The organism is Burkholderia sp. Leaf177 (assembly GCF_001424345.1).
In the GTDB taxonomy this organism is placed as follows: domain Bacteria; phylum Pseudomonadota; class Gammaproteobacteria; order Burkholderiales; family Burkholderiaceae; genus Caballeronia.
The window spans coordinates 101,526-126,262 of the sequence record NZ_LMPF01000024.1; the positions used below are offsets into that span (position 1 = coordinate 101,526).

Consider the following 24,737-nt stretch of genomic DNA (forward strand, 5'->3'; position numbering starts at 1 on the left):
TGTTCCAAATCACTACCGAAAAGGTAGCTTAGTAAAGCTAACGTAGACCGTCGCGGACCCTTTCCTGCCGAACAGGCAGCACCTGGATTCAAACCTTCTTGAACCCCAGCATTGGATGAAATAACCACCCTTGCTCCGACTTTGGCAAACTGACAGTGGCAACCTGTTTCGCGCTGTCGTACAAACTCTGCCCTTGCGCATCTGCCCATTGCCGCAGCAGTTCCATCAAATCGACGTGACACCACGGACCTATGCCTCGGCCGTCCGGAAAGCAATCACGAACTGGAATTAATAAGTTGCGAATGTCTGCGTAAGGTGTTGGTTCGCGTCCGCGCTGCCCTATGACTCGATGCAGGCGCAACTCATCCTCGTCGTCAGAAGGCAACAACACAACGTCATCCCGCTGGAGCGGATCGTGACGAAAACGCTGCAACTGGGGCAACAGACCGGTGAGCAAGATTCTTTGCGCGCCGTCAGCTTCGCGGACGTACCAATGCCGCGTGGCATCGCGCGCAACGGGTGTGTAGAACTTGCTGGTTTCGTCGCGCGGAAGCATGGCGTCGCGCATCCGGGCATGCTCCAGATCAATCAGGCTGTGCCTGGGATCCAGCTTGGCCGCCTGCTGGACCCGTGGTCGGGCGTCGATAGGCCAGCCGTTTCCACCGTCGGGCAAGAGGTCTGTCAGACGGTGCGAGCGCAAGTGAAAATGAATCACAGAATCCTGCCGCTCTGATTCTTCCCGGTGAGTCGGTGGACTCGTTTGCTTCATCTCGAACCCCGGCATACAAAACACCGGCATGGCGTTGTTGTGTCGTTCAAAAAATCGAAGGTTTGTGTCGAACACCAGCATGTTTCGGCGCGCAACCGGCTCGTTTCGATGACGGCGCACCCGTCCGGCGAGCTGGATCAGTGAGCGGATCGAGGAAGGTTCGGCGATTGCCCAGTCAGCGTCCCAGTCTCGTCCGACCTCGCAAACCGGCGAGGCGAGCACCACGAACATGTGATCCGCTTCCGGATGCGCGTCGAGCAGTGGCCGCACTGACGGATGCAATAACGCCGGATCGTCGCCGCTGCGCCCCGGACGCCGATCGAACACAGAATCCAGTTGTTGCTCGATATTAGAACGTGCCAACAGCGGAAACTGCGAGTGATACACGCAAAGATGCACGCGCACGTTCGCCGCTGGCGCTCCCTGCCGATACATGGCGATCGCAACGTCGAAAAGCGGACCGATATTTGCCATGCGGACAAGGCCGAAACTCACTCGCTTGCCGCTTCCAGGATCGACGCAGTGATTTTGCTGGTCCTGATGGAGTGCCCAACCGAGTTCGAGCATCAACCCGGCCAACGCTTCACGGCGACTATCTTTCTGCATTGATTGCCAGGCCGCTGGAAATTGCACCAGCTCGGCTCTGCGGCGGATTTCGGTGCGGGCCAATTGAGCACAGCGCTTGTTCACGAAGGCCTCGTGGGCATCGGCAAAGCTCTTTTCACCGCTGCACTCGACATGCGACTGTGCGAACTCGTCAATCCATAAACATGCCACACGCGGCGGCTCTGCAGGCCGCTCGCTGCGGTTACGCTGGTAATGAGACCTGCCGTCCAGATAAGCGAGATACAAGCCTCGCACCAACGCGGGCGGTAATGTAGCCGATGAAAGCAATACGCGAGCGCCCAGTAATCCCGCCCAATGCACTAGCCGCGCCAGCGCGGGCAAGTCTTCCATACCGAAATCGTCCGGTTCGTCGAGCACCAGGTCGCTGGTCATCAGTCGCAACATTGGTGCAATTTGACGTCCGCCGCGCATGCTCTCAGTGGCCGGCGTCAAATGGTCGACTGTGCAGACCAGCACAGGCGCTGCTATCAACGAGCGCACTTGCGCGTCGTTGGTAAGACGTTGCAATAGCGGATGCTGATCGTTGCCTTCGAACAGCACTTGGCCGCCTTCGTCGAGCAGGGCCTGCGCGGACGCAGAACCCATGGCTTCTGCCTGCGATTCCCAGTACTCGAACACCGCACGGCTCGCCGCTCCGCCCACTTTGATTGCCAGTTGCTCGTCGTTTAGCCCCAGGTCGTGCTGAAAGCTGCGTCCGGTTTGCATTGTGAGCGTACGCAGCCCGATCGCGAATACACAGCGCATGCCTCGTCGCGGTTCCGCTAAAGCGTTCATGATCCGTGCGTTTCCCAGCGTCTTGCCGCAGCCGGTAGACGCCATGTTAACGATGAAAGCACCGTGTTCCGCCGCGCGCGAACGCACACCGGCAGCAAGATCCGCGGCCTTGTCTTGCCAATGGAAACGCGCATTGGCGCTGCGTTTTCGAAGCCCGCGATGGTTTTGCAAGGCTGGCAAATTGTCTGCAAGCGAAGGTAGAGATCGAGCGACCAATGATGCATGGGCCTGCACGCCGAGCAAATGCTCATCGAGCGTCTGGTTGAAAAATGGCCTGGTACCTGTTTGCTGCAACCGTTCTATGCTCCGTTTGCCGAGCGTGTTGGCGTAAAGCGGATAGTGTGGATTACGGAAACGTTTGCGAAGACCCTCGTCCTCGACGCGTGAATAATGGTGATCGGCCAGCATCAGGCATAACCGGGAGACATGCATCACGAAAGGATCGTCGAGTGCGCTCGGGAACAACTCAAGGTGGGGCAATTCAAGCAGCTTGCTGGCATACCGGGCCGCTTGTTTGCGCCAAGACCCCATGGCGACCGGCAGGCCCGAAGGAAACCGCCAATACTTCGCGACGGTGAGATCAGGAACGGGTTCGCCAGGCTCATTCCAGTCCGCGCTGATTTTCTCGAAGAGCCCTTTCAACTCATATGTCTCGATACCGCGAAAGTGCGCGCCGAAGCGTTTCCAGTGTGTTTGCGTTCGCTCCTCGTTGGCATCCGTGCCGGAATGTTCTTGCAGAACCGGGCGGCACGGCAATCGATGATGCGTAAGGACCAGCCACGCGACGGCTTGCGCCAGCGGCGGCAGGGTCGCGAACGGTAAGCAATTCGCGGCCTGATCATCCATTCCATCGCGTAATAGACGACCTGCCCGATGATCGAGCCACTGCGCCTCAAACGTCTTTCCGATTATTCCTTCGTCCGCACAAGCAGCGAGGCGACTCAACCAGCTCTTGTCGTCGCGGCTTTCTCCCACGAACGACTGAAAAAGCCGGATTGAAACCCATTCGTGGCGAAAATGGTTGCGCTCTTGCACGTCGCGCCCGAGAAGTCGTTCCTGAAAAGCCTGCGTGGCCTTGCCTAGATCATGGACCAGCGCGGCCAGTGCAACCATGGCCGTAATAGTGGGCAGGCTGTGCCACGTGTTTTCATCGTTGGCTCGCAGCACGTTCTTTGCAGTTGCATGGGTGGGCACGGCCCCATCTGCATTGAACTGGCGTGCATCACCGACGATCCATAGCAATTCGCTGTGATCCCGTCCGCGTATCCAGTGACAGGCAACCGCGGTGTTCTTGCGTGCGTTCTGCCGCAGTAGTCTGCGCACTGTGTCGAGTCCCGCCTGGGTGATCGGCGTCTGCCAAGTCCGCTCACCACGCCGCTCGGCGAACTGATCGAGAACGCGCCTGGTTTCAGTCAGGGCGCGTTTCGAGCATTGCGAAACGAACAGTACGTTCATGTTCGAGCCCGCGCTGACATTGCCAAGCCTGCATTATCGAGCGCGATGATCTTAAGGGTATCGATCATGAAATCCAGCGACTCGTCCCGGGTCAGCGCCTCAATACACTGACGCCGGAACTGCTGCTCGTCGTCGCCACGCATGGCCGACATAAACGCTTGCGGCAGGATGACCGCGTCCTTGATCAGATCTGCCGCATCGAACACCAAGCCGCCGCGCCGCGTCTTGCCGTGCAGAACTGCCAATCCGTGCGGCAGTCCGAGAACCCACGTAGCTGTAGCACCCAAGCCGTAACCAAGATAATTGCCATGGTCCAGGTACCGGTTGGCTGCGTCAGTACCGGTACCGCGCTTGGCCCGGGTGAAGTCGCCATAATCCACTGCTTCCACTGCAAGCTTGAACAACGCTTTGGTCAGTCGTGCTTCGTCAGTGAGCAACGCAGTCAGATCGGGTGCGTTAGAAATGCGCTTACTAAAACTGGCTGTGAGCGTCTGGATGCGTTCTGCGTCGACTCTGAAGCCAGCGTCGCGCAAACCGCGTGCGCTCCAGGATTGCTGTAACCGCTGCAAGCGGTGCTCCTGTAGCTGCTTCGCGGCGCGCAATCGCAGTGAATCGTCAAACCAGAAACGCGTCCACGCTTGCAGGTACTCAGTTGGCCGATATTCGCTTTGGGGTAACAACCAGGCCACTTCGACATCGACCTCGGTGGCACTGAATAAAGGCGTCCCACCGCCTCCGCAAAAACCGACCAGCACTCCGGCCTTGGCCAGTTCACGCATGGCAGCTTGGGTAATCGAGGTCCCGGTACCTAGCAGAATACTTGTTGTGTTTGCAATGGGGATATTCCAATACAGGCTTTGCTTGCCAGCGTCTGTGACATATTCGACACGACCGCCGTTCACCAGCACACGGCAGTGTTCAAGGTAGTAAAGATTGGCGCGCTTGGAATGCAGAATATTCTTGAGATCTGTTGCTCGTATCAATTCCACTTGTATCCCGTGAATTTCTTGATCAATACGAGTACAACAGATTTCCGGCGTTGTAAGTTGCGGGAGCGCAAAGCCACCCATTTTAGGGTTATCAAAGAGCGCTCGGAACGTTCGCCGGCCCCCCGCGGCCCGCGCGTCTTCATTCCAAGGCCCAGACGCCCGAAACCAGCAACGAAAAAAGCCCGCGCTTTTACGGCGCGGGCGAATGTGCTACTTACCTTTTTCTGTCGCCTAAGCCGCCTTGACAAACGCCGGTGCGGCCACTGCCGATACATCCCTGTCGGAACTCGGATCAGCCTTCGCCATCGTGTTCAAAACCTCCACGATGAACTTGCGACGAAAATCCGCAGCACTGAAGCGCTCAGCATTCTTCCTGCATGCCTGCGCCGAAAACGCATGCGGCGAATCCTCGAACCGGTCCACCGCATCGCACAGCGACCCGGCCGTCTGCTCGGGAAAATGAATACCCGTCGCCCCCGACATGCCAAGCGGCACGACCGACTCCAGCGCGCCACCCTTGCCAAAAGCAATCACCGGCGTCCCACACGCCTGCGCTTCAACAATGGCGATGCCAAAATCTTCCTCGGCCGCGTAGACGAATGCCTTCGCGCGCTGCATGTGATCCTTGAGAACATCGAACGTCTGATAGCCGAGAATGCTCACGTTCGGCGTCGCCTTCGCGCGCACCAGATCCATCTGCGGACCGTCGCCGATCACAACGAGCTTGCGCTCCGGCATCGACGCAAACGCTTCAACGATCATATCGATGCGCTTGTAAGGCACCATGCGCGAAGCCGTCAAATAGAAGTCGCCCTTCTCGTCACCAACTTCAAAAGCCTGCACATCGACCGGCGGCGCAATGACCGCCGACTCACGCCGATAACTCTTCATGATCCGCCGCGCGACAAACTGCGAATTGGCAATGATCCGGTCGACGCCATTAGCCGAACGCGCATCCCAGTTGCGCAAGTAATGCAGCAACATGCGCGCGAGCCATGAACGCGGCCCGCGCTCGAGGCGCGCTTCACGCAAGTATTGATGCTGCAGATCCCATGCGTATCGAATCGGCGAATGCACGTAGCTCACATGCGTCTGATCAGGTCCGACCAATACGCCCTTGGCCACGGCGTGCGAGCTCGAAAGAATCAGATCGTAGCTCGACAAATCAAACTGCTCTATAGCAAGCGGCATCAACGGCAAATATCCGCGATATTTTTTTTCCGCAAACGGAAGCCGCTGAATAAAAGATGTTCTGACCGGCTTGTTATGAACGATCGAGCGGTCCTCGAGAAAGTCCACGAGGCTGAAAATGTCCGCCTGCGGAAAGCACGCAATCATCTGCTCAAGCACCTTCTCCGCGCCGCCCGACACCACCAGCCAGTCGTGAACAATAGCCACTTTCATGATGAAACCCGTATGCCGCAGCCCATTGCTGCCGATGAAGCGAGTTTAAAGAGAGTCCTTTTATGGTTTCGTGCGCACGCCCACACACCACAAGCATCGCAATGCGAATAATGAGTGCTGTGTTCATGTTGTCTTCACGCTTTTTATTTACCCATGGCCGCCGGGTTAATCGGCCGCGGGTTTGCTCAATGCTCATACCTGTCACCGATGCCCACAAAAACCGCAGCCAGCTTATCGATATCGGCCAACACGCTGCTGCGTGACCAGGGCGTGGCGCCCGCGGCCGGCGCACGTGACTCGGGCACGATGCGCGCAGACGCTCCCGCGCCTTCGCAAGTCCACGGCGAACCCAAGATTCTTTTCATCGATCAAAGTGGTCAGCTCGGCGGCGCCGAAATCTGCCTTCTGCCGCTCGCCGTTCGATGCTCCCCGCGAAGCGAAGTACTTCTTCTCTCCGATGGTCCTTTTCATGACCGGCTTCAGGCTGAAGGCGTGAAGGTATCGGTCGAGTCGGATGCACGCATCCAGGGCATCAAGAAAGACCGCATGAAATTCGGAGCGCTCGCCGCCCTGCCCGGCATCTGGCGTCAGGTACGCATGATCGCCGAGCGCGCCAGGCCGTTCGATATGGTGTTTCTCAACACGCAGAAGGCGCTGATCCTCGGCGCGTTCGGCCGCGCGCTGCATGGCAAGCCGACGGTCTGGCATGTACATGACATCGTTTCCCGTGAACATTTCGGCCGCCTGCATTTAACGCTCATCAAATGGGCCGTGAAGGTCGGCGTCGATCACGTCATTGCGAACTCGCGCGCGTCCGCAGATGCGTTGATCGAACTCACGGGCTTGCCGCGCAGCGCCGTGCCCGTCGTGCATAACGGCGTGGACATGACGCGCTTCGGTGACGATGCGGATCGGGCGAGCGCGGTCATGGAACATCGGCGGGACGCGCTGGGACTTCCCCGCAATGCATTTCTTGTCGGATTGTTCGGCCGCTTCACGCAGTGGAAAGGCCAGCACGTCGCACTCGATGCAATTGCTCGCGTCCCGGACGCACATCTGGTTCTTGTCGGCGATGCGCTTTTTGGCGAGACCGCTTACGCACAAAGTCTGCGAACGCAAGTCGAGGCGCTCGGCATTGCGGATCGCGTGCATTTCGCCGGCTTCCAGCATGACGTTGCATCGTGGATGAAAGCCATGGACGTGGTCGTCCATGCGTCGATACAACCCGAGCCCTTCGGACTTGTGATCATAGAAGCGATGGCCGCCGGCAAACCCGTGATCGCGTCGAATGGCGGCGCAGTGCCGGAGATCGTGAGGCATGGCGAGAACGGCATGATCGTGGAACCGGGCGATGCGTCGAAGCTCGCCATTGCCATCAACACGTTGAAGCGCGAACCTGAAATGGCCAAGCGCGTCGCCGCGCAAGGGCAGGCGGATGCGGGCCAGCACTTTTCAATCGATCGATATTTGCAGCAAATGACGCGCGTGCTGTTCGACATCGCAGCGCTCGCGAACAGGAACGATGTGCCTGAATCAACTGGCGTTATCGAAAACACACCGGCTGGCGAGGCGGGATTAACCAGATAGTTAACCCGGAAGATGCAATGAAAATGGCCCGGCATGAGTTCATGCCGGGCCATTTTCATGATCAGTGAGAAAGCGCTTTATCGTGCGCTGAAGTTACCGGGCACGCCCAGCTTGATCTCGTACATTGCGGCGAGCATCGCCAGATAGGCGCGTTCGCTCTCCGCCTCCTTCAGTGTCATTCCCCTGCAGGTTTGTCCGCCCATGATCATGCCCAGGCACAACGCGTAGTTGCCCGCGAACGCGGTAGGCGACGGTTCCATGCTTCTCAGGCGGATATAGGACGCGTCGAGTGTCTTGCGAAGATTGTTGTGCATCGCTTTATTCCCGTAATTGTTAAGACCTTATTGCGCGCCCATGCGAGAAGTGAGATCCAACCTGCGAAGGTTGCCAACGCGGACGAGACGTTCGCGATCACTCAAATTGACGGGCTTGGAGCAACGGCTCCAGCAACGTGATCAGTTTGAATGACTGCCCTTGCGTCACGCATCGGATTGATCTGACTATGTTTGTAGTTTAGCGAAACAGATCATTGAACGTTGACGGATAAAAAAAAACGCGCGGGAAGCTCGAGGCTTGCCGCGCGTTTGATCGGTGTTCTTCAGCTCAAGTGCACATCAATGCGCGATGTAATCGATCCGTTCCACACCGCCCGGCGTTCCCAACAAGCAGACGTTTGCGCCGCGCGCGGCAAACAGGCCCACGGTGACCACGCCCGCCCAGCCGTTGACCAAGGCTTCGAGCGATATCGGGTCGGTGATCTTCAGCGCCTTCACGTCGATGATCTCGTTGCCGTTATCGGTGATGAACGGCGAACCGTCCTGGTTCACGCGCAGCACCGGCACGCCGCCCAGCGCAATCACGCGCCGCCCGATCGCGGTGCGAGCCATCGGCACGACTTCGATTGGCAGCGGGAAATTGCCGAGCACGTCCACGCGCTTGCTGGCGTCGGCGATACACACAAATACGTCCGCCACCGACGCCACGATTTTTTCGCGTGTCAGCGCCCCGCCGCCGCCCTTGATCATGGCGCCGTGTGCATCGATTTCATCGGCGCCGTCCACGTACACGGGCAACGATTCGATCTCGTTCAATTCGAGCACCTGGAAACCATGTGCTTCGAGCCGCGCGGTCGTTGCAAGCGAACTCGATACCGCGCCGCGATAGCGCGACTTCGTGCTCGCGATGGCATCGATAAAACAATTCGCCGTCGTGCCCGTGCCGACTCCGATCACCGCGCCCTCGGGCACGTTGGCATGGATGTAGGCAGCCGCTTCGGCGGCGACCAGTTGCTTCAATTCATCTTGGGTCATGGCGGGGTGACGGCATTTGGAAAGAGATAAACATCAATTCTAGACGCTTAGACGTGCATGAAGAAGCCGAGCGGATTGTGCGTGCGCGCCACCGACGCAATAAACGCGAACACGATGATCGCCAGCACGCCGAATATCGCGCGCGCGCCCTTCGTACGGCCGCGTTTCAGTGCGCACGTCCCGAGCACGATATATACGATCAATCCCGCGATCTTTGCCGAAAGCCACGCGGCATTCGGCCCAAACCCGATGATTCCGACGAGCGCGATGGCGCTGATCAACAACAGCGTATCCACGATATGCGGCACCACTTTGACCGCGCGTTTTTGCAGCATCGGCGAGTCGCGCAGCATCCAGATCCAGCGGATGAAGAAGCCGAGAATGCTGAGCGCCGCGCACGTCATGTGCACCGAGCGAAGCGGCATGAAAAGTTCTGACATGGCGAAATAAGCCTTTAGGGAAGGTACTTGTCGAGCAAAGCGGCGGCGATAGCGTCTGTTTCCGCATCGGGATTGCCGGCGTAATCGGTGGGACGGAAATGCATCTGGAACGCGGCGATAACCTTGCGCGTGTTTTCGTCGAGCACGCCGTCGGTCGCTACTTCGTAGCCGTATCGATGGAGTTTGTCTTGCAACGCCGCGACGTCGACCATGGATTTCGGATCGCGTCCGGCGAGATGTTGCGCGACGGTTGACTCGTCGGGCCATGCGCCTATGCCGTTGACGTAAAGCGTGTGCCAGGGAAACGCCGGACCCGGATCGATCTTGCGTTGTGGCGCGATATCGCTGTGACCCACCACGCGCGTGGGCGGGATCTTGTAGCGCGTGACAATGTCCTTCGCGAGCTTCACGATCGCGTCGACCTGCGCCGACGGATACGGCGCCCACGTGCGGCCCTGAGGTGTATCGACAGGACCGACATTCACGTTTTCAATGCCAATGGACGCGGCGTTCAGCTCCGTCGTGCCCTGCCACTCGCTTTTGCCCGCGTGCCATGCACGCTCCGTTTCAGGCACGAGCTGATACACCACAGGCTCGCCATTTTCGATGCGCGGTGCATCCGGCACTACGTAATGAACGCTGACGTCGTCGCCGGTCAGCACTGCAAGCGAACGCGCTTCGCCACTCTGCGTGTAATGCATCACCAGGAAGCGCACGCGCGAATCGACACTCGGCGCGTGATATTGCGTATCGGCAATGTATGCGCCGCGATCGATCTGGGTCGTGGAACAGGCGGCGAGCAACGCGCACAACGCGCCGCCCGCGACTGCGGGGATAAACCGCTTCACGTGCGCCTACTTCTTCACCGACCGCTGACGCACGGCTTCGAACAGGCAGATCCCGCTCGCCACCGATACATTCAAACTTTCGACGCTGCCAGCCATCGGAATCTTCATGATCTCGTCGCAGGTCTCGCCGGTCAGGCGGCGCATGCCCTCGCCTTCCGCGCCGACCACGATCGCCACGGGACCGTCGAGCTTCGTCTCGTAGACGCTCGCGGTTGCGTCGCCCGACGTGCCGATCACCCACACGCCCGCATCTTTCAACTCGCGCAACGCACGCGCCAAATTCGTCACCGTGATGTAAGGCACGGTTTCAGCCGCGCCGCTTGCGACCTTCGCGGCCGTTGCGTTCAAGCCAGCCGAACGGTCGCGCGGGGCGATCACGGCATGGGCGCCGGCGGCATCGGCGACACGCAAACAAGCGCCGAGATTATGCGGATCGGTCACGCCATCGAGCACGAGCAACAACGGCGTGCCGCTCACGCCATCGAGCAGTTCCGCCAGGTTCTGCGCCAGCGGCATGTCAGACGCGCGTGCGACCACGCCCTGATGTCCGACGTTGCCGGACAGGCCCCAGAGGCGCGCTTCGTCGGCGGCGATCAGGCGAATGCCCGCTTCCTTCGCCGTGCGCAGGAAATCCGTCATGCGCCGGTCCTTGCGGGTCGGATCGTAGAGAATCTCTTCGATCGTCGATGCATCCGCGCGAACCCGTGCGGTCACCGCGTGAAAACCATACAAAACTTTTAGACGTGACATGACTGGACCAGACCGTATTCAAACAAAACAAAATGGAAACGCGGCCCGGATGCATCGTGCATCGGGCCGCGCATTTCAAACCGAGGCGCTACTCGATAAAAACTCGCGCCGCCTCAGCACTTCTTTTAGCGCTTCTTGCGAGGCGGATGGCTTTTCGCCGCCGGCTTCGTGACGGCGCCGCGCTTCTTCGCCACTGCCATATCTTTGGCGATGGTCGGCGGCAACGCAGCCGCGGCCGCCTTGCCCGCGGCTTGCGCCGCAGCCTTCTTGCCGCCGCGATCACGCCGGCGGCTGTTCACGCTGCTGCCTTCGTCGGACGGCAAGGAGCGCACACGCGGGCCGCTACCATTGACGCCCGCATGCTCGACGGCAGCGGCCGGCGCCGTTGAACGGCCGGGCGGCTTGACGGGGGTATCGCGTACCAGACGGAAGTCGATCTTGCGCGAATCCAGGTCCACGCGGCTGACCTGCACACGCACGCGATCCGACATGCGGTAGCGAATGCCCGTGCGCTCGCCGCGCAACTCGTTCTTGATCTCGTCGTACTGGAAGTAATCTGCGCCAAGCTCGGTGATATGCACCAGCCCTTCGATGAACAACGAATCCAGCTGCACGAAGATACCGAACGTGGTCACGCCGTTCACCATGCCGCCATACTCTTCGCCGAGCTTGTCGCGCATGAAATAGCACTTCAGCCAGGCTTCCACATCACGCGAGGCTTCGTCAGCGCGTCGTTCATTCGACGAACAATGCAGCCCGAGTTCTTCCCAGATCGCGACGTTGTTGCGCTGGCGACTGCGCGATTCATCGTCGGATTTCTGCATGGCACGCGCGGCCTTCGTCAAACCGGTGCTGAGCGTGATGTCGTGACCGACTTCAGGCTGATACTTCTTGCCCTGCAGGATGGCGTAGATCGCGCGATGCGTGAGCAGGTCGGGGTATCGGCGAATCGGGCTCGTGAAGTGCGCATACGCTTCGTATGCAAGTCCAAAGTGACCGATGTTGTCAGGGCTATACACGGCTTGCTGCATGGAACGCAGCACCATGCTTTGCAGCATCTGTGCGTCCGGCCGGTCGCGGACCATTGCCATCAACGCGGCATAATCGCTTGCGTGCGGTTTCTCGCCGCCGCCGAGCGACAACCCAACGCCTCGCAAGAACGCGCGCAGATTCTCGAGCTTCTCAGGCGTAGGCCCGGCATGCACACGATACAAACCCGGGTGCTTGTTGCGCTTGAGAAAATCGGCCGCGCACACGTTCGCGGCCAGCATGCATTCCTCGATCAACCGATGCGCGTCGTTCCGGTGACGCGGCACGATCTGTTCAATCTTGCCCTGCGCATTACATACGATGTACGTCTCGGTAGTATCGAAATCGATTGCACCGCGCTTTTGACGCGCGGCATGCAGCGACTTGTACACGCCGTAGAGGTTCTGCAATTGCGGCAGGAGATCAGCGCGCTTTGCGGCTTCAGGTCCCTTCGTGTTTGTCAGGACGGAAGCCACTTCCGTGTACGTCAGGCGCGCCGCCGAGTGCATCACGGCCGGATAAAACTGATACGCCTTGATCTCGCCGCGCGCGGTGATCACCATGTCGCAGACGAGCACGCAACGGTCCACTTGCGGATTCAGCGAACACAAGCCGTTCGACAACTTCTCCGGAAGCATTGGAATCACGCGGCGCGGAAAATACACCGACGTGCTGCGGTCCAGCGCATCCACGTCCAGCGCTTCGTTCGGGCGCACGTAATGCGAGACGTCGGCGATTGCAACGAGCAAACGAAAACCGGTGCCGCGCCCAACGGTCATTGGTTCGCAAAACACGGCGTCGTCGAAGTCGCGTGCATCTTCGCCGTCGATGGTCACCAACGGCACATCACGCAAATCCACACGATGCCGGATATCGGCTGGACGCACTTCGTCAGGCAGCTTCGACGCCTGTTCGAGCGCGCGATCGCTGAACTCATGCGGCACGCCGTATTTGCGCACGGCGATCTCGATTTCCATGCCCGGATCGTCTATGTCGCCGATCACTTCCACCACGCGCCCGAGCGGCTGCGAGTGACGGCTCGGGAAATCGGTGAGATCCACCGATACCACCTGCCCCACTTTCGCTTTCTTCGGGTTCTGCGTGATGAGAATGTCGTGACCGATGCGCTTGTCTTCGGGCACGAGAATCAGCGCGCCGTTCTCGCTGATCAATCTGCCGATAATGCGTTTATTCGCGCGATCCGTGACTTCGACAATATGGCCTTCCGGACGGCCGCGCCGGTCATATCCGACGATCCGCGCGAGCACGCGGTCGTTGTGCATGACCTTCTGCATTTCACCGTTGGGCAGGAACAGATCGTCCTGGCCGTCGTCGCGAATCAGGAAGCCAAACCCGTCGCGATGACCCTGGACCCGGCCCGCAACGAAATTCGAGGGATGCGTGAGCTGGTAGTAGCCGCGTTTGTCGAGACGGACCTGGCCGTCGCGCTCCATGGCTCCCAATCGCTTGAAAAATCCTTCGCGCTCCTGGCGCTTGATCGACAGAGCTTCAGCGATGTCATTCGCAGCAAGCGGCGCTTCGCTCGTGCGCAACACGCCGAGAATTTCTTCACGGCTCGGAATCGGATACGGATATTTGTTCAAGGGCTTATCGATGATCTCTTCTCGTCTAACTGAATGTCGCGGTTAATCGGACAACAAGCGGACAACACGGGCGACACAGGCGAAGGCTCCCGGTTTCCATCCTGACTGATCGGCCGGCAAAACGGTACGCCGGCGCGCTGCCGGGACGTTGCGATCAACGTTGTTCCGGTCCGTTCACGAATAGTCTGCGAATCATTCTAACACCCGCAAACGAGGCGATATCGGCGCTTAAGCCATACGGACAATGGCTCGCAGCCCGGTTTCACTTTTGGTCTCAAAATGCTTGACAGCGCGATAAGCCCGGCTATAATTGCGTTCTTTGCTGCATACGTACACTGCCCAGGTGGCGGAATTGGTAGACGCACATGGTTCAGGTCCATGCGCCGCAAGGTGTGGAGGTTCGAGTCCTCTCTTGGGCACCAACAAGCTGGATCAAGGCTTCGCGGTCGTAGTAGAAGTTGATGCAACGTAGTTTCTGCTCCGCAAAAGCAGCCTTGGTTCACAAAAAGCCTTCCCTAACCCGGAAGGCTTTTTCGTTTCCAGCGCGGATTTTCTTTCGCGGAATTTACGCAACCTCGTCTCCCTGCTTCAGTCGATACAACTGCCGAAGCGCTTCAATACAAAAACAAAAACTGCGCGCACGTCGTTACGATAGTGGCAATTCCTGCTGCTTTGCGTATCCGTTTCCATCTAGTCAGCCTCGGCTTGGTTGAGACGGTGTGCCCGGCGGCCAAATTCCTTTGCCACTCTCCGCCGCCATGCCACGCCCGATCTTCGCCGAAATTCGCCCGAACGCCGTCAGGCACAATCTCGAACTCGCCAAGCGCCGTGCCGCGGGCGCGCGCATTTGGGCCGTGGTGAAGGCGGACGCTTACGGTCATGGCATCGAACGGATATATCCGGGGCTGGAAGCCGCCGACGGAATCGGCCTGCTCGACCTGAACGAAGCCGTCCGCGTGCGCGAACTCGGCTGGACCAAGCCCATTCTGCTGCTCGAAGGGATTTTCACGGCGGAAGACGTGCAGATCGCCGACCGGTATCGGCTGACCACCGCCGTTCATTGCGATGAACAACTCGCGCTGCTGGAAAGCCATAAGCCGACGCGTCCCATCGATATCTATCTGAAAATGAACACGGGCATGAACCGCCTGGGTTTCGTGCCAGACGCTTTTCGCGCAGCCTGGGAACGCGCGCGCGAATGTGCAAATATCGGCGAGATCACGCTGATGAACCACTTCGCCAACGCCGACGAAGGCGAAGTCGACTGGCAAATGCATCGCTTCGATGCCACCACCGCCAACATGCCGGGACAACGCTGTCTTGCGAACTCGGCGGCGGTGCTTTGGCATCCGGAAACGCACCGCGACTGGGTGCGCTCGGGCATCGTCCTGTATGGCGCGTCGCCCACAGGAAAGGCGCAACATATCGCCGATGTGCCGCTTCAGGCGTCCATGACTTTGCGCAGCGAATTGATCGGCATCCAGACGCTGCAGGAAGGTGAAACTGTCGGGTACGGGCGAACTTTCACGGCGCCTCACGCCACGCGCATCGGCGTAGTCGCGTGTGGTTATGCCGACGGATATCCACGGCACGCGCCAACCGGTACGCCGATCGCGGTGGATGGCATCGAGACGCGTTTGGTGGGCCGGATATCGATGGATATGCTGACCGTCGACCTGACGCCCGTGCCTGCCGCGCGGGTCGGATCGAGCGTGGAATTGTGGGGCGATCAGATTCGCATAGACGACGTTGCGAGCGGCGCGGGCACTATCGGATACGAGCTCATGTGCGGACTCGCGCGCCGCGTTCCAGTGGGTATCGTTTGAAGTTCGTTCTGGGTTTCCTGGCGTGGATGCACGGCTATTTCTCACGCGCCCATTGACAGCGTGGGATGGTTCGCTAAAATAGCGCTCTTCGCTGTACCGCTTGGCCCAGGTGGCGGAATTGGTAGACGCACATGGTTCAGGTCCATGCGCCGCAAGGTGTGGAGGTTCGAGTCCTCTCTTGGGCACCAAAGATTCAGGTAGCAAGGAAATATCGAGAAACCCCGTGATGCTTTTGGCTCGCGGGGTTTTTTGTTTTTCATCCGCGCTTGCTTACCTGCTTCTACTCACCTGCTTCTGCTCAACGCGCCCGTGTCATCTCTTCGCCACGCGACACGGTTACGGTGCTGCATCACCACAAAAACCATCCCCACGATGTCGCCGACGTCCGAGCACGGCCGCAAAAAGCACGACGCTGCCTCCGCCTTCAGAGCGGCGCAAGCGAGTGTCCTGTTGAACGCGGTGCTGATGACGGCGCAAATCGTAATCGGATGGATGGCTTTTTCAGATGGCCTGCTCGCCGATGGCGTTCATACCCTCGCCGATCTCGGCGCCGACGGCATGATCCTGATCGTGTTGCGTCTGAGTGCGGCGGCAGCGGATCGCCGGGCGGGATTCGAATACGAGCGCATCGGCCGCTCCGAGCGCTACGAAAGCGCCGGCGCCCTCTTCATCTCGATCCTGCTGATCGCAACCGGAATGGAAACGCTCTGGACGAGCCTCAGCCACATGAACGACACAGGCAACGGCCCTTCCGTTCATGCAGCCGCGCTCGTGGTGGCGGTGTTCGTGATCGTCGCGAAGGAAGGCTTGTTCCGATACATCATGAGCGTCGCCAAACGCACGCGCTCGAGCGTCCTCGTCGCGAGTGCGTGGCATGCGCGCTCGGACGCGATATCGGCGTGTATTGCCGTGCTCGGGATTCTCGGCAGCATGGCCGGCGTGCCGATGTCGGATCGCGTCGCCGCGGCGGTCATCGGCTTGATGATCGCGCGCATGGGCTGGACGCTCGGCAGGAAAACCTTCAAGGATTCGTTCGCGCGACCCGCCGCCGAAACCACCGGCCAATAAGCGTGCGGCTCACGCGCAACTCAGGCGATCCGGAACACCGAGACCGCCGCTTTCAGATGGCGCGTTTGCTCGTGCAGCGACGTCGCCGCGGCAGCGGCCTGCTCCACCAACGCGGCGTTTTGCTGCGTCATTTCATCCATCTGGACGACCGCCTGATTCACCTGTTCGATACCCGTGCTCTGTTCAAGCGATGACGCGCTGATCTCCGCCATCATCTGCGTCAAGCGGGAAATGGAGGTGGATACTTCGCGCATTGCCTCGCCGGCGCGTTCGGCGAGCGCGGAGCCGTCGTTCACTTGCGATACCGATTCGCCGATCAGCGCCTTGATCTCTTTCGCCGATTGCGCGCTGCGTTGCGCAAGGCCGCGCACTTCGCTCGCGACGACCGCGAACCCGCGGCCCTGCTCGCCCGCCCGCGCTGCCTCGACCGCCGCGTTCAACGCGAGGATATTGGTCTGGAACGCAATGCCGTCGATCACCGAAATGATCTCCGCGATCTTGTCCGAACTCTTCGCAATGCTGCTCATCTTTTCCACGACCTGATCGACCACGCCGGTGCCGCGCGAAGTCGCCGTCAATGCATCGCCGGCGAGGCTGTTGGCATCGCGGGCGTGATCGGCGTTCTGGCGCACGGTCGCGGTCAGTTCCTCCATGCTCGACGCCGTTTCTTCCAGCGACGCCGCCTGATTCTCGGTGCGCGCCGAAAGATCGGCGTTGCCGGTTGCAATTTCGTCGGCGCCGAGGTTGATGGAATCGGACGACTCGCGCACGGTCCTCACGGTGTGCGCAACGCTTGCCTGCATGGCGGCGAGGCCCGCGAACAAACGGCCGATCTCGTTGCTGCCGCGATCCGCGATGCGCTCGTCCAGCTTGCCTTCGGCGATCCGCTCGAAGTGATGACCCGCTTCCTCGAGCGGCGCAATCACGCCCCGCCGCAACGCGATGTGAACCAGCACGACGCCCGCGACCAGCGCCGCGAAAATCGCCAGTCCGACACCGCGGAACAGGTTCAGGCGTGCATCGATGGAATCGAGATACGACTGGCTTGCGGCATCGCTGAAATTGGCGAAGGTGCGTTGTTCGGCGAGGTAGCGATCCTGGAAACCTTGCGTGGGTTGATCGAGGAAAGCCTGGATATTGTTGCCATCGAGAAACTGGGCAAGTTCGGTCAGCGCGCCGTGATATGCCTTGAATTTTTCCTGCAATGCGGCGGCGCGCGCCTGGTTTTCATCGCCGGTTTTCGGTGCGGCAAGGAACGCGCTGAACGATTTATCGGCGAGTGAAAGCTGTTCGCGCGCGTGCTGCACGATCTCGACCGGTTCCGTGCCGCCGCGAACCATGCGCGTGCCCGCGCGCGACAGGTTGATGCGGGCATCCATCAGGCGTTGCGTGGTTTCGTTGACGGCGTTGACCTGTTTCAGCGCGATGTCGGACAGGTTGCTGACGTCGGCGTGAGTGGATGTGAGGGACCAGAAACCGATGCCTTCGGTCACGACCTGGAACAAACAAAACACGGCGAGCACGACTAGCAAGCCGGTTGAGACACTTATCTTCTTAAGCATTTTTTGACGACTCATTAAGACGGAATATTTCGATGTTGTCCGCGTGCACCCCGGCCTTCCGACTGATGACCCCGTGAAACGCAGCCAGTGAACGCGATTCGTTGCTGCGAGCGCAACGCGATGCATTTTTATGAGGCGTGGAAAGCGCAACGTATTCGCGGGAAGAGTGGTCGAGTGATCGGAGGCGGGATAGGAGCGTGCGTAGGGTGACGCCATTGTTAACGGCGATCCGCAGCCATACTTGAGGCACGGTTTGCGCCTCCTGACACAATCCGGCGGGCGTTGCCGCTATGCTTTGCGGTCCCACTCCCCTGAAAATATCGATGACGACCACCGAAAATCCCGCGCTAAAGGAAATTTTCAACGAAGCCCGCTTTCGCCTGGCTGCTCGAGAAGTCAAGGCGATCTATCCGTCGTTCGACACACGCCGTTTCTTGAAACTCGCGCTCGCGGACCTGGAAAGCCTGAGCCTGATGCAGCGGCTCCGCCGCATGACGCACGCGCTGCACGCCACGCTTCCCGAGAATTTCAGCGAGGCGCTCGATGTTCTTCGCACGCTCGCGCCGCGCATGCAGACGGGATTTTCGACGCTGGTTCTTCCCGATTACGTTGGACAGTACGGTCTGGACGACTTCGATCTTTCCATGGACGCGCTCAAGTACTTCACTGGATTCGGCTCGTCCGAGTTTGCGGTCCGTGAGTTCCTGCGCCGCGATCTGAAGCGGGCGCTTGCCATCATGAAAACCTGGTCGCGCGATGAAAGCGAGCACGTGCGCCGGCTTGCAAGCGAGGGTTCCCGTCCGCGCCTGCCGTGGTCGTTCCGTCTCGACGCCATCATGGCCGACCCCGCGCTCGCCGCGCCCATACTCGAAAACCTGCGCGCGGATCCGAGCCTTTATGTGCGCAAATCGGTCGCCAACCATCTCAACGACGTGACCAAGGTTCATCCCGAGTGGGTGCTGGATCGGCTGAAGACGTGGCCCATCGATAACGCTCATACCGCGTGGATCGCAAAACGCGCGTTGCGTTCGCTGATCAAGGACGGCAACAGCAGCGCGCTGGCGTTGATTGGCGCGGGCGGCGCGCCCGATGTCAAGCTCAGCAAGTTCACCATTTCGCCGTCGCAGGTCGGGCTTGGAGAACGTATCAAGTTGACATTCGATCTTGCATCGAAAAGCGCTGAAAGCCAGCGCCTCGTGATCGACTACCGGATGCACTACGTGAAAAAATCCGGCGCAACCGCGGCGAAAGTTTTCAAGCTGAAGGAACTGACGCTGGACGGCGGTCAGCGTGTATCGATTGAACGCACGCAAAACATTCGCGACTTCACCACGCGCGTGCATTACGCCGGGCGGCATGACGTCGAGATCCTCGTGAACGGCGTTTGCCTTGCGATGGGTTATTTCGACCTGACTTGCTGAATCTGGATCAGGCCGTCGACCAGCGCCCTTTCCGGCCGTTGCAGCGCGTCCAGATCGCGCACGACAATCAACAGCTGGCGCGGCGCCCATCGATCGGTCAGTTCCACCACGCGAATACCCAGCGTTCCGCGATAACGCCGCGCCGCCGTCACCGGAACAATCGCGATTCCGGCGCCGTGTTCCACCATGCAGCAGATGTTTTCGAAGGTCCGCATGCGCGCACGGAAATAGAAATTCTGCCCTGCGAACAGCGCCTGCTCACCGAGATATTCCGAGAGCGCGCTGCCCGCACTCAAGCCGATGAAATCCTCGCCGACCACGTCCTTAAGCGCGACCTTCCGCCGGGCGCTCAGCGCATGATTGCGGGCAACGATCAGCACGAGTTTGTCGGTCGCGAATGGGAACGCCTGCAGCGCGCCGTGCTCCACGGCATCGGCGACAATGCCGATTTCCGCCGACTCGTTGAGCACCGCCTTGACGGTTTCGGCGCTTTGCCGCTCTTTCATGTCGATATGAACATTCGGATGATCGCGAAGAAATTCGGCGAGTGGACGTGGAAGGAATTCAGTGACCGCGGCGGTATTCGCCCATAAGCGGATGCGCGTCTTGCGCGCTTGCGAATGCTCGCCGAGTTCACCCTGCATACGCTCGATCTGACCGAGAACCAGACGCGCGTGGTGCGCGAGTGTATCGCCGGCCGGAGTCGTCTCCACGCCACGCCGGCCGCGTTCGAGCAGCGGCATGCCAAGCGCCTCTTCCATGCCCTTCAGCCGTGCGCTGGCGGACGGCAGCGACATGTTCGCCTGCGCCGCGCCATGCGTGATGCTGCCGGTTTCGAGGACGTAGAGAAAGAGGCGTAAATCGATGAGATCGAAGCGCATCGGCTGAATGGATTTGATGGATCAGCCTTAGTTATACCCTAAGGCACAGTACATATCATCCGCATTGTGATCCGCAGCCATAGCGGCAGAATGACGTCGATTGATCCTTTCCCGGCCAGCCGATGACTTCTCCTGCTGCAGCGCATATCGCCATAGTTGCGATGACTTTCTTGATCGCCGGAACCGTCAAGGGCGTCACGGGCATGGGCCTGCCGACCGTGGCAATGGGCGTGCTCGGCACGCTGATGTTGCCGGCGCAAGCGGCGTCGCTGCTGATCTTGCCGTCGTTCATCACCAACGTGTGGCAGCTCCTTGCGGGCCCTGGCGTGATCGCGCTGATCAGGCGCTTCTGGTTGATGATGGCCGGCATTGTGGTTGGCACGGTCATCGCGGCGTCGTTCATTGCAGGCGGTGGCGGAACCTGGGCCGTGACAGGACTGGGCGCGGCGTTGACGCTTTATGCCGTGTCCGGATTGCTGGCGTGGCGGTTTTCGGTGTCGCCGCAATACGAGCGCCGCTTCTCGCCTCTGGTCGGGATCGTCACCGGCCTCATCACCGGCGGGACCGGTGTATTTGTCGTTCCCGCAGTGCCTTACTTGCAGGCGCTCGACCTCAAAAAAGAGGATCTGGTCCAGGCGCTCGGCCTATCATTTACGGTATCGACGGTGGCGCTTGCCATAGGTCTCGCGCGCGAAAATGCGTTCGCATTCGGCGATATCAACCATTCGCTGCTTGCTGTCGTTCCCGCGCTGCTCGGCATGTGGATTGGACAGAGCGTGCGCGAGCGCATCAGCCCCGCAAGCTTTCGCAGATGGTTTTTCATCTGCCTGCTCGCGCTCGGTCTTCAGTTGCTTCTACGGCGTTTTTTCTAGCGCTGAAGGACCGTTGAATCACGAGGAGATCCGACGCGATGTTGTCTCCACTACTCGAAACACTCGGCGCCCTGGCGATACTGGCAAGCCTCGTGGTCAATCTTCGCGCGCTGTGCGATCGGCGCAGATAGCTGCAACGGCCGGCTTATCAACGAAATTTCGTTCGATACCGCACATACATGCCCGCTCGGCATGGCAGGCTTTTGAGCACCCTGCATATGCAAAAACGAGTGGTAAATGGAAAACGACTTTCGTGCAACCCGTTCGTGGCGCCGGCAAAAGCACAAACTTCGACTATTGATGCTCGTGGTCCTGTCGCCTTGCCTGAGTACCGCGCTTTACGCGCAAAAAGCGGCGCCCGCCGCTGCGAGCCAGGCCAACGCGAAAGGCGCTTATCACAAGAATCTCGATCGAACCGGCAAGACACGCAAAGGGACGGCCTCGTATTACGGCCCGAAGTTTTACTCGAAGAAGATGGCCGACGGAACGCCGATGAATCCGCAATCGAATGTCGCCGCGAGCAAGACCTTGCCGCTCGGCACCAAAGCGCGCGTGACGAATCTCGAAAACGGCAAGACCGAAGAGGTTGAAATCAAGGATCGCGGTCCGTACGTCAAGAATCGAATCGTGGACGTATCGCCGAAAGTCGCGGATAAACTCGGGCTGAAAGAGAACGGCACCGCGCCGGTCGAAGTCAAGCCGGTGGAAGTTCCGCAAGCCGATGGCACCGTCAAGCCGGGCGCGGGTGCCACCGGAAGCCAGTAAAATGCGGAATCTCTCGGTTATCGTTGCCAGGGCGCCGCAGATTCCTTCCCCGCTTTCCCATACTTTTGCGACGCCGCGCGCACAACCGACAGTTCAATCTCGCCGTCATCGGCAAGCGCCTTGAGCGCGGCAATCACGATCGACGCACGATCCACCTCGAAGAATTCCCGCAGCGCCTGACGCGTGTCGCTGCGCCCGAAACCATCCGTGCCGAGCGCCACGTAACGTCGCGGAACATAGGCGCGGATCAGTTCGGGCACCGCACGCACGTAATCCGTCGCGGCAATCACCGGACCGCGCGACGCGCCAAGCGCGGTGCTCACGTAGGGCGCCGGTACGTCTTCTCCAAGCCGCGCCAGACGCTCGGCCGCCATTCCATCTCGTTGCAACTCGGTGAAGCTGGTCACGCTCCACACCGCTGCACCGATACCCCAATCGTCGCTCAACATACGCTGCGCCGCGATCACTTCACCGAGTATCGCGCCCGCGCCGAGCAACTGCACTTGCGCCGATTCATCCGGTTTCGTCGCGAGCGGATACATGCCCTTGAGAATGCCATCGCGCACGAGTGCAAGATCGCCTCCGGGCACCGAAGGCTGAGCGTAGTTCTCGTTCATGGCCGTGATGTAATAGAACACGTCGTGCTGGCGCTCGACCATTTCGTGCATGCCTTCGTCGACGATCGCCGCGAGTTCGTACGCGAACGCGGGATCGTATGCACGGCAATTCGGAATGGTCGATGCCACCAGATGGCTGCTGCCATCCTGATGCTGCAGCCCCTCGCCGCCGAGCGTGGTCTTGCCGGCCGTCGCGCCGATCAGGAAACCACGCGCGCGCTGATCGGCCGCTGCCCAGATGATGTCGCCAATGCGCTGAAAGCCGAACATGGAGTAGTAGATGTAAAACGGCAGCATGGGCAGGTCGTGCACGCTGTACGAGGTCGCGGCGGCAATCCACGACGACATCGCACCCGCCTCCGAAATGCCCTCCTCCAGAATCTGCCCCTTCGTGTCCTCGCGGTAATAAAGCATGGAGCCGAGGTCTTCCGGCTCATACAACTGACCAAGCGGCGAATAGATGCCGACCTGCCGGAACATGTTCGCCATGCCGAAGGTGCGGGCTTCATCGGCGACGACCGGGACCACGCGCGAACCCAGCGACGCGTCTTTCATCAGGCTGCCGAACATGCGCACGATCGCCATGGTCGTCGACATTTCCTTGCCGCCGGCATCGAGCGCAAACTGGCCCCAACTCGAGATTGAAGGCACCACCAGTCCCTTCGACGCAACCCTGCGCCGCCTCGGCAAATAGCCGCCAAGCGATGCACGCCGCGCATGGAGATATTGCATTTCGGGCGAGTCGGCGGCGGGCTTGTGGAACTTCACGGCTTCTACGTCCGCGTCGGAAAGCGGCAAACGGAAACGATCGCGGAACGCCTTGAGGTCATCGAAGCCGAGCTTTTTCTGCTGATGCGTCGTCATGCGGCCCTGGCCCGATGTCCCCATGCCGAAGCCCTTCATGGTCTTCGCCAGGATCACCGTCGGCTGGCCTTTGTGTCCAAGCGCCTTTGCATAGGCGGCGTGGAGCTTGCGCACATCGTGACCGCCGCGGCGCAGGCGGTCGATGTCTTCATCGCTCAAGTGCGATGCCAGCGCGGCAAGCTCCGGATTCTGGCCGAAGAAACGTTCGCGGTTGTACGCGCCGTCGTTCGCGGAAAAGGTCTGGAACTGGCCATCGACGGTATGCGCGAATGCGCGCAACAACGCGTTCGTCTCGTCACGCGCAAAAAGCGCGTCCCAGTCCGATCCCCACAGCACCTTGATCACGTTCCAGCCCGCGCCAATAAACTGCGCTTCAAGCTCGTCGATAATGCGCCCATTGCTGCGCACGGGACCATCGAGCCGCTGCAGGTTGCAGTTGATCACGAACACAAGGTTGTCGAGCTGCTCGCGCGCGGCGAGCGACAACGCGCCGATCGATTCAGGCTCGTCCATTTCGCCGTCGCCGAAGAAACCCCACACCTTTCTGTCCTGCGTTCTGGCAAGGCCGCGGTTGTGCAGATAGCGCATGAAACGCGCTTGGTATATGGAGTTGATCGGACCGATGCCCATGGACCCGGTCGGGAATTGCCAGAAATCCGGCATGAGCCACGGATGCGGATACGAACACAATCCGGGCCCCGCGATTTCCTGCCGATAATGCTCCAGGTGCTCTTCGCTCAAGAAGCCTTCCAGATATGCGCGGGCATAAACGCCGGGCGATGAATGCGGCTGGAAGTACACGAGATCGCCGCCCGTTCCTTCGCCGGCATCGGGCCCGGCCGCGCGAAAGAAATGGTTGAAGCCGACCTCGAACAGATCCGCCGCCGATGCATAACTCGCAATGTGCCCGCCGAGTTCGCCGTACGCCTGGTTCGCGCGCACGACCATGGCGAGCGCGTTCCAGCGCAGCGCCGCGGCGAGCTTCTCTTCGATCTCCAGATTGCCCGGGTAACGCGGCTGCTTTGCAAGCGGAATACTGTTCGCATACGGCGTGACCCGCGCGCGCGACGACTCGATCCCAAGCGACAACGCGTGCTCCGCGAGCCGATCGTATAAATACTGCGCGCGGTCGCGGCCGACATGTTCCGTGACCGCATCCAGGGCTTCCAGCCATTCGGCGGTTTCGGCGGGATCGCTATCTTCCCGGCCTTTCGAAATTGACAGGATATGTTCGGTTCCGCTGGATAAATCGGTCATGGCGAGGCTCCGCGTTCA

Annotated in this window: 18 protein-coding genes and 2 tRNA genes; 8 read left to right on the forward strand and 12 right to left on the reverse strand. The window is 60.0% G+C overall.

The genetic code is table 11. The features are described from left to right. Nucleotides 1–88 precede the first annotated feature (88 nt). The 3 genes from cas3f to ASG35_RS24880 all read right to left on the reverse strand — a co-directional run bounded on the left by cas3f (nt 89) and on the right by ASG35_RS24880 (nt 6,018). Complete coding sequence (cas3f, locus tag ASG35_RS24870) at nt 89–3,625, reverse strand: type I-F CRISPR-associated helicase Cas3f (RefSeq protein ID WP_056364031.1); 3,537 nt, start codon at nt 3,623–3,625, stop codon at nt 89–91. Next, nucleotides 3,622–4,614 carry a type I-F CRISPR-associated endonuclease Cas1f gene (cas1f, locus tag ASG35_RS24875; RefSeq protein ID WP_056364625.1) on the reverse strand — a complete coding sequence of 331 codons (993 nt, stop codon included), beginning with the start codon at nt 4,612–4,614 and terminating at the stop codon, nt 3,622–3,624. Before cas1f ends, cas3f begins: the two co-directional genes overlap by 4 nt. Nucleotides 4,615–4,845: 231 nt before the next feature. Then, a complete protein-coding gene (locus ASG35_RS24880) occupies nt 4,846–6,018 on the reverse strand; it encodes a glycosyltransferase family 4 protein (protein WP_056364033.1) in 1,173 nt (390 codons plus the stop codon). A 207-nt stretch (nt 6,019–6,225) separates the two neighbouring features. Between ASG35_RS24880 and ASG35_RS24885 the strand changes: the two genes are divergently transcribed. Continuing rightward, nucleotides 6,226–7,605 (forward strand): glycosyltransferase family 4 protein, encoded by a 1,380-nt coding sequence (locus ASG35_RS24885; RefSeq protein ID WP_082508598.1) that lies wholly within the window; start codon nt 6,226–6,228, stop codon nt 7,603–7,605. 77 nt (nt 7,606–7,682) lie between these two features. Here ASG35_RS24885 and ASG35_RS24890 read toward each other — a convergent pair whose 3' ends face one another. From ASG35_RS24890 to rnr, 6 genes are all read right to left on the reverse strand, one after another. Further along, on the reverse strand, nt 7,683–7,919 hold the full coding sequence (locus tag ASG35_RS24890) for a hypothetical protein (protein WP_056364035.1): 237 nt from the start codon (nt 7,917–7,919) through the stop codon (nt 7,683–7,685). Nucleotides 7,920–8,219: 300 nt separating this feature from the next. Further along, nucleotides 8,220–8,915, reverse strand: coding sequence for a ribose-5-phosphate isomerase RpiA (gene rpiA, locus ASG35_RS24895; RefSeq protein ID WP_056364037.1), 696 nt, complete (start codon nt 8,913–8,915; stop codon nt 8,220–8,222). A 47-nt stretch (nt 8,916–8,962) separates the two neighbouring features. After that, entirely contained in the window at nt 8,963–9,355 is a 393-nt protein-coding gene (locus ASG35_RS24900; RefSeq protein WP_056364039.1) for a SirB2 family protein, read from the reverse strand. Between the two features lie 14 nt (nt 9,356–9,369). Continuing rightward, nucleotides 9,370–10,203, reverse strand: a complete 834-nt coding sequence (locus ASG35_RS24905) for an N-acetylmuramoyl-L-alanine amidase (protein WP_056364041.1) — start codon at nt 10,201–10,203, stop codon at nt 9,370–9,372. 6 nt (nt 10,204–10,209) lie between these two features. Continuing rightward, on the reverse strand, nt 10,210–10,953 hold the full coding sequence (gene rlmB / locus ASG35_RS24910) for a 23S rRNA (guanosine(2251)-2'-O)-methyltransferase RlmB (RefSeq protein WP_056364043.1): 744 nt from the start codon (nt 10,951–10,953) through the stop codon (nt 10,210–10,212). A 125-nt stretch (nt 10,954–11,078) separates the two neighbouring features. After that, nucleotides 11,079–13,586: a ribonuclease R gene (gene rnr / locus ASG35_RS24915; RefSeq protein ID WP_056364045.1), complete on the reverse strand. Its 2,508-nt coding sequence runs from the start codon at nt 13,584–13,586 to the stop codon at nt 11,079–11,081. 337 nt (nt 13,587–13,923) lie between these two features. Between rnr and ASG35_RS24920 the strand changes: the two genes are divergently transcribed. From ASG35_RS24920 to ASG35_RS24935, 4 genes are all read left to right on the forward strand, one after another. Next, nucleotides 13,924–14,008, forward strand: a tRNA-Leu gene (locus tag ASG35_RS24920). 336 nt (nt 14,009–14,344) lie between these two features. After that, complete coding sequence (gene alr / locus ASG35_RS24925; RefSeq protein ID WP_056364047.1) at nt 14,345–15,412, forward strand: alanine racemase; 1,068 nt, start codon at nt 14,345–14,347, stop codon at nt 15,410–15,412. A 103-nt stretch (nt 15,413–15,515) separates the two neighbouring features. Then, nucleotides 15,516–15,600: transfer RNA gene (locus ASG35_RS24930), tRNA-Leu, on the forward strand. Between the two features lie 184 nt (nt 15,601–15,784). Next, nucleotides 15,785–16,480 carry a cation diffusion facilitator family transporter gene (locus tag ASG35_RS24935; RefSeq protein ID WP_056364048.1) on the forward strand — a complete coding sequence of 232 codons (696 nt, stop codon included), beginning with the start codon at nt 15,785–15,787 and terminating at the stop codon, nt 16,478–16,480. Nucleotides 16,481–16,500: 20 nt separating this feature from the next. On the opposite strand, the gene ASG35_RS24940 is transcribed toward ASG35_RS24935, so the two are convergent. Further along, nucleotides 16,501–18,042, reverse strand: a complete 1,542-nt coding sequence (locus tag ASG35_RS24940) for a methyl-accepting chemotaxis protein (protein WP_056364050.1) — start codon at nt 18,040–18,042, stop codon at nt 16,501–16,503. 323 nt (nt 18,043–18,365) lie between these two features. Between ASG35_RS24940 and ASG35_RS24945 the strand changes: the two genes are divergently transcribed. Continuing rightward, on the forward strand, nt 18,366–19,463 hold the full coding sequence (locus tag ASG35_RS24945; RefSeq protein WP_056364052.1) for a DNA alkylation repair protein: 1,098 nt from the start codon (nt 18,366–18,368) through the stop codon (nt 19,461–19,463). Here the strand turns inward: ASG35_RS24945 and ASG35_RS24950 are convergent. Continuing rightward, entirely contained in the window at nt 19,442–20,344 is a 903-nt protein-coding gene (locus tag ASG35_RS24950; protein ID WP_056364054.1) for a LysR family transcriptional regulator, read from the reverse strand. The genes ASG35_RS24945 and ASG35_RS24950 overlap by 22 nt on opposite strands. Nucleotides 20,345–20,466: 122 nt before the next feature. Here ASG35_RS24950 and ASG35_RS24955 point away from each other — a divergent pair, with 122 nt between their 5' ends. Next, a complete protein-coding gene (locus tag ASG35_RS24955) occupies nt 20,467–21,216 on the forward strand; it encodes a sulfite exporter TauE/SafE family protein (RefSeq protein ID WP_056364062.1) in 750 nt (249 codons plus the stop codon). Nucleotides 21,217–21,453: 237 nt separating this feature from the next. Beyond that, on the forward strand, nt 21,454–21,981 hold the full coding sequence (locus tag ASG35_RS24960; RefSeq protein ID WP_235527709.1) for a septal ring lytic transglycosylase RlpA family protein: 528 nt from the start codon (nt 21,454–21,456) through the stop codon (nt 21,979–21,981). 17 nt (nt 21,982–21,998) lie between these two features. Here ASG35_RS24960 and mdeB read toward each other — a convergent pair whose 3' ends face one another. Further along, entirely contained in the window at nt 21,999–24,719 is a 2,721-nt protein-coding gene (gene mdeB / locus ASG35_RS24965; RefSeq protein WP_056364064.1) for an alpha-ketoglutarate dehydrogenase, read from the reverse strand. Nucleotides 24,720–24,737 lie beyond the last annotated feature (18 nt).